Origin of the sequence: Flavobacterium sp., from assembly GCF_049318185.1 — a bacterium.
In the GTDB taxonomy this organism is placed as follows: domain Bacteria; phylum Bacteroidota; class Bacteroidia; order Flavobacteriales; family Flavobacteriaceae; genus Flavobacterium.
Genome location: NZ_JBMOGV010000003.1, coordinates 47,183 through 53,229 on the forward strand (window position 1 = coordinate 47,183; position 6,047 = coordinate 53,229).

Consider the following 6,047-nt stretch of genomic DNA (forward strand, 5'->3'; position numbering starts at 1 on the left):
CAGTATTTATTGGAATTTTTTCTCTACTACTTCCATAAAACGTTCCGCAAAATCTTCTTCGCCTTGCCAGTTGTTATAATCGGGTTTTACCATTTCATCGATGAAGTTTTTGGCTTCTTCAAAACTATCAAACGTATTTAATTGGGATAGAACGCGATTAAAATCTTCGTTACTTTCGCCAAAAAGATTGTTTACAAAAGCAATTCTATCGTTCAATCCAATTTCTACTGATTTTGAAAAATTAGTATTTTGGGAAGTTGGTTTTGCTTCTTCTTCTTGGGTTTCACTTAAATCTGAAAATAAAGACACTTCATTTGGTTTTACAAAAATTGGGTCACTATAATTTTCTCCTAAAAATTCTTCTAAAACTGCTTTTTTGGTTTCTACTGACTCCATTTCCTCCGTCAGTTCATTATCGCTTGTATCCTCTTCCTCATGTGTTTCAAAATCTACTTCTAACTCAAAAATAGGCTTGAAAACTGGTTCTTCTTCATCAATTTCTGGTTCATTTTCCTTATTTTCTTCCACAATTATTTCCTCCTCTATAGCTTCCTCTTCCATAATTACTTCAGATATTTCTTCAATTTCTTCTGAAATACTATTTTCCTCAGTAACAGTCTCTTCTTTTACTTCAAGAATTAGTTCGTCTAAGCTATCACTTTCTATGGATTGCTTTATTTTTTCCTCTATAACAGCTTCAGATACATCATCTTTTATAGATTCAAAATTATCTTGATAAAATTTTAATACCGCTATCGTTTCGTATAATTTTTGGGTTTCTTTATACAATTGATCAACCTCCGATTTATTTTTCAATTTTAAAACTCGGTGTGCAATGCTAATTAATTCGGATTCTAATCTTTTTTTCATGTTCTTGAAATTATTTGGAATACTATCGTTAACTTTAAATTTCCTTCCTTACATTTTATTTACCCCATGGAAGAAGTAACCTTAATTAAAAATTTTCTACATTTGAAACGATGTAAAAATAGAAAAATTTTATATCGATTTGTTATTGTTACAAAGTAATAAAAACTATTCATTTTTAGCGCAAGAAAAATACAAAATGTTTCTCGAAAATACAGTAAATCATAAAGAACAATTTGGTTGGATTGAAGTCATATGTGGCTCAATGTTTTCGGGAAAAACCGAAGAGCTAATACGCAGATTAAAAAGAGCGCAATTTGCCAAACAAAAAGTGGAAATTTTCAAACCCGCTGTAGATACACGTTATGATGATGAAATGGTAGTTTCACATAATAAAAACGAAATCCGCTCTAGTCCTGTTCCTGCAGCAGCAAATATTAGAATCCTAGCACAAGGATGTGATGTTATTGGTATTGACGAAGCTCAGTTTTTTGACGATGAAATTGTCTCGGTTTGTAATGATTTAGCCAATTCAGGAATTAGAGTGATTGTTGCCGGACTTGATATGGACTTTAAAGGAAATCCTTTTGGACCAATGCCCGCACTCATGGCAACTGCAGAATATGTGACTAAAGTTCACGCGGTTTGTACAAGAACAGGAAACCTAGCTCATTATAGTTTCAGAAAAAATGATAATGATAAATTGGTCATGTTAGGTGAAACTGAAGAATACGAACCTTTAAGTCGTGCAGCCTATTACAAAGCTATGCGCGAAAATATGGAAGTAAAAGATGCCGAACATTTATCTAAAGGAGAATAATTAACTTATACTTTGACACAAACTATCCGAAATATAATTCCCATCATTAAAGCCAACTGGATTGGTAAAAATGATGTGGCAGTAATTGACACCATTTCTATTGATAGTCGTTCATTGCAAAATGGTGAAAACACCTTGTTTTTTGCACTAACGGGTCCTAACCACGATGGCCATTTGTATCTAGAAGAGCTGATTTCTAAAGGGGTTCAATACTTTGTAGTTTCTCAAATACCAAATGCTGTAGCGCAAAAAGCTAATTTTTTAGTGGTGGAAAATACATTGGATGCCTTACAAAAATTTGCGAGTTATTATCGTAGTCTGTTTGAATTTCCTATTATCGGGATTACAGGAAGTAACGGAAAAACTATTATTAAAGAATGGTTAAATTTTCTTTTAAGCCCTGATTATAATATTATTCGAAGTCCAAAAAGTTATAACTCACAAGTTGGTGTGCCGCTTTCTATTTTAGGCATCAACGAGAAACACAATCTTGGCATTTTTGAAGCTGGAATTTCCACGATACATGAAATGGAAAAATTGCAAAGAATAATTCAACCAACGATAGGTATTTTGACCAATATTGGTTCTGCCCACGATGAAGGATTTTCAAGTGTTGCCGAAAAAATAAAAGAAAAATTAAAACTCTTTTCTACGGTAAATGTTTTGATTTTAAACAAAAACAAAACAATTATTGCTTTTATAAATCCAAAAATAAAAACCTTTAGCTGGTGTTCTGATGACAAAAGCGCAGATGTCTTTATTACTAAAAAAAATATCGGGGAGCTAACAGAATTACATGTAACTTATAAAGAAGATACTTTCCCGATACTAATTCCTTTTCAAGACCAAGCTTCAGTGGAAAATGCGATACATTGTATGATGGTGATGCTCTATTTTGGTTATGCCAAAAAAGTAATCCAAGCTCGTATGGCGCAGTTGTATCCAATAGAAATGCGTTTGAAATTGAAAAACGGAATTTACAATTGTACTATTATTGATGATAGTTATAGTTCCGATTTTCAATCTTTGAAAATAGCTTTAGACTTCTTGGAACATCAAAAACAACACAAAAAGAAAACCATTATTCTATCCGATATTTTTCAAAGTGGTTTAAGTAATGACGAACTCTACTCACAAGTTTCACAACTGATTATTTCTAATAAAATTACACGTGTAATTGGTATAGGCGAAACCATTTCTGAGTATAAAAACAAGTTCATCAATTGTAAAACATTCAAAAATGTGGATGATTTTACTACTGTATTTGATACTTTAAATTTCGAAAACGAAACCATCCTTATTAAAGGCGCACGCGATTTTCATTTTGAAGAGATCGTTTCTTTGCTCGAAGAAAAAACACACGAAACTGTATTAGAAATAAACCTCAACGCTATCAGTCATAACCTTAATTTTTACAAATCAAAACTAGCCCAAGAAACCAAAATGATGGTAATGGTTAAAGCTTTTGGATATGGTAATGGCGGTTTTGAAATTGCTAAATTATTAGAACATCACAAAGTAGATTATCTTGGTGTGGCTTTTGCCGATGAAGGAATTTCGTTAAAAAGTGCCGGGATATTAGTGCCTATAATGGTTTTAAATCCTGAAACAACCAGTTTTTCTGCTATAATTCAGCATCATTTAGAACCCGAAATTTATTCTATAAAAGGATTAAAAGCCTTTCTAAAAATTGCCGAACAAAAAAAACTAAAACATTTTCCGATACATATCAAAATAGATACAGGAATGCATCGTTTGGGTTTTGAGGCAGAGAATCTATCCGAATTAATTCAAATAGTAAAAGGAAACGAAACAATTCAAATCAAAAGCATTTTATCGCATATGGCAACTAGCGATGATTTGAATCACGATACTTTTTCTAAATCTCAGATTGCTTTGTTTGAAAAATTATCGTCTCAATTGCAAAACGAATTAAATATAAAACCTATTCGTCATATTTTGAACACCTCAGGAATTGCAAATTATCCCGAAGCACAATATGATATGGTACGTTTAGGAATAGGTTTATATGGCATTTCTAATGATGAAGAGGAGCAAAAAGAATTAGAAAATGTGGGTACTTTAAAATCTGTAATATCCCAAATTAGAACTATTAATACTGGGGAAAGTGTTGGCTACGGTAGACGATTTGTGGCAGAAAAAACCACAAAAATAGCTACCATTCCTATTGGCTATGCCGATGGAATTAGCAGGAGTTGGGGTCAAGGAGTTGGATACGTTTTAATTAATAACAAACCAGCCGAGATTATAGGCAGCATATGCATGGATATGCTAATGGTTGATATCACCCATATTGATTGCAAGGAAGGAAATGCAGTCATCATTTTTGGTGAAAATCCAACTGTTAATTTTATGGCAAAGCAGCTAAATACCATTTCCTATGAAATTTTGACTAGTATATCACAACGAGTTAAAAGAGTTTTCTTTAGGGAATAATTTTGGTTTATTGTTAAAATTAACTAACTTAATGCTGTTTATTAACCAAATAAAACAAAATTAATGGGAATGATTTCAGAATTTAAAGACTTTATAGCAAAAGGTAATGCCATGGATTTGGCTGTTGGAGTTATCATTGGAGCTTCATTTGGCGCAATCGTAAATTCATTAGTGGCTGACGTTATTACACCCGCTTTATTAAACCCCGCTTTAAAAGCGGCACAAGTTGAAAATTTAGCAGATCTAAAAACAGGAGGCGGAATTCTTTATGGAAAATTCATGGCAGCTGTGATAAGTTTTCTAATTATTGCATTTGTTATCTTCGTTATGGTTAAAGTTATAAATAGCCTGAAGACAAAAAAAGATGCTGCTGTTCCGGCAACTCCAACTCAAGAAGAATTGCTTACTCAAATCAGAGATTTACTTAAAAAATAATACTACTATATTATATATTCTAATTTATTCTGAATTTATTTTACATAATTGGGCTAGTTTTTCTTAAAAAAGCATTACCACAGCACTATCTTTTTCTTTCTTCTTCCTTCTTTTTTCTTTTTTCTACATACTTTTGTATTTCAAAAAATTATAAATCGATAAAAATAAATATATGAAAGTTGCTGTTGTTGGCGCTACCGGAATGGTTGGTGAAGTAATGCTTCAAGTTTTGGCCGAAAGAAATTTTCCGTTAACGGAATTAATTCCTGTTGCTTCAGAAAAATCTGTGGGAAAGGAAATTGAATTCAAAGGGAAAAAGTATAAAGTTGTAGGTATGCAAACTGCTGTTGATAGGAAAGCTCATATTGCTTTGTTTTCAGCAGGTGGAGAAACTTCTTTAGTTTGGGCACCAAAATTTGCAGCCGCAGGAACAACCGTAATCGACAATTCCTCTGCTTGGAGAATGGATCCAACTAAAAAATTAATCGTTCCCGAAATCAATGCTTCCGAATTAACGGCATCCGATAAAATTATTGCTAATCCAAATTGTTCAACTATTCAAATGGTAATGGTTTTAGCACCATTGCACAAAAAATACAATATCAAACGTGTCATTGTTTCTACGTATCAATCCATCACCGGAACTGGCGTAAAAGCAGTGCAACAATTGGAAAATGAATATGCAGACATACAAGGTGAAATGGCTTATAAATACCAAATTCACAGAAATGCCATTCCACAATGCGACAGTTTTGAAGAAAACGGATATACTAAAGAGGAAATGAAATTGGTACGTGAAACTCAAAAAATAATTGGTGATAAAACCATCGCTGTTACAGCAACAGCAATACGAATTCCAGTCGTTGGTGGCCATAGTGAAGCTGTGAATGTAGAATTCTCCCATGATTTTGAGGTGAATGAAGTTCGGAACATTTTACACCATACTGGTGGTGTTACAGTTCAAGACAATACCGACACCTACACGTATCCAATGCCATTGTATGCACAAGGTAAAGATGATGTATTTGTGGGTAGAATTCGCCGTGATGAAAGTCAAGCCAACTCATTAAACATGTGGATTGTATCCGATAATTTAAGAAAAGGTGCGGCAACAAATACCATTCAAATTGCGGAATATTTGGTAGCTAATAATTTAGTATAGACTCCCGCATTCGCGAGAGTGATAAAAAAAGTCCGTCCGATTTACAAATCCTAAATTTTGTTAAAATTGGTCGGATTTTCTTTTTTAAATAACTACATTTACACAAATGAAAAGAAAACTACTTTTAACCAATGCTTTGATGGGATTGATGATATTGTTCGCAATAGTCTTTCAATCGATTCACTCTTTTGAGCATTTGGTAAAGCAGTTTTCTGAAAAAAAATGTCAACACGTTTACCACAACCACAAAACCGAAGTTACTCACGGTCATGATGGTTTAGAAAAATGTTTTGTTTGTGAATTTGC

General features: G+C 33.0%; 5 protein-coding genes and 1 pseudogene. 5 read left to right on the forward strand and 1 reads right to left on the reverse strand.

Translation table 11 applies throughout. The annotated features are described in order from the left end of the window. Positions 1-6 precede the first annotated feature (6 nt). Complete coding sequence (locus ACOYLT_RS00725) at positions 7-870, reverse strand: hypothetical protein (RefSeq protein ID WP_422851916.1); 864 nt, start codon at positions 868-870, stop codon at positions 7-9. A gap of 196 nt (positions 871-1,066) precedes the next feature. Here ACOYLT_RS00725 and ACOYLT_RS00730 point away from each other — a divergent pair, with 196 nt between their 5' ends. The 5 genes and pseudogenes from ACOYLT_RS00730 to ACOYLT_RS00750 form a co-directional block, all read left to right on the forward strand. Beyond that, positions 1,067-1,687, forward strand: coding sequence for a thymidine kinase (locus tag ACOYLT_RS00730; RefSeq protein WP_422851917.1), 621 nt, complete (start codon positions 1,067-1,069; stop codon positions 1,685-1,687). Between the two features lie 12 nt (positions 1,688-1,699). After that, positions 1,700-4,144 (forward strand): bifunctional UDP-N-acetylmuramoyl-tripeptide:D-alanyl-D-alanine ligase/alanine racemase, encoded by a 2,445-nt coding sequence (locus tag ACOYLT_RS00735; RefSeq protein ID WP_422851918.1) that lies wholly within the window; start codon positions 1,700-1,702, stop codon positions 4,142-4,144. Positions 4,145-4,207: 63 nt separating this feature from the next. Beyond that, complete coding sequence (gene mscL / locus ACOYLT_RS00740) at positions 4,208-4,579, forward strand: large conductance mechanosensitive channel protein MscL (RefSeq protein WP_422851919.1); 372 nt, start codon at positions 4,208-4,210, stop codon at positions 4,577-4,579. 172 nt (positions 4,580-4,751) lie between these two features. Further along, positions 4,752-5,741 carry an aspartate-semialdehyde dehydrogenase gene (locus ACOYLT_RS00745; RefSeq protein WP_422851920.1) on the forward strand — a complete coding sequence of 330 codons (990 nt, stop codon included), beginning with the start codon at positions 4,752-4,754 and terminating at the stop codon, positions 5,739-5,741. A gap of 106 nt (positions 5,742-5,847) precedes the next feature. Then, a pseudogene (locus ACOYLT_RS00750) lies at positions 5,848-6,047 on the forward strand (hypothetical protein); the annotation flags it as partial.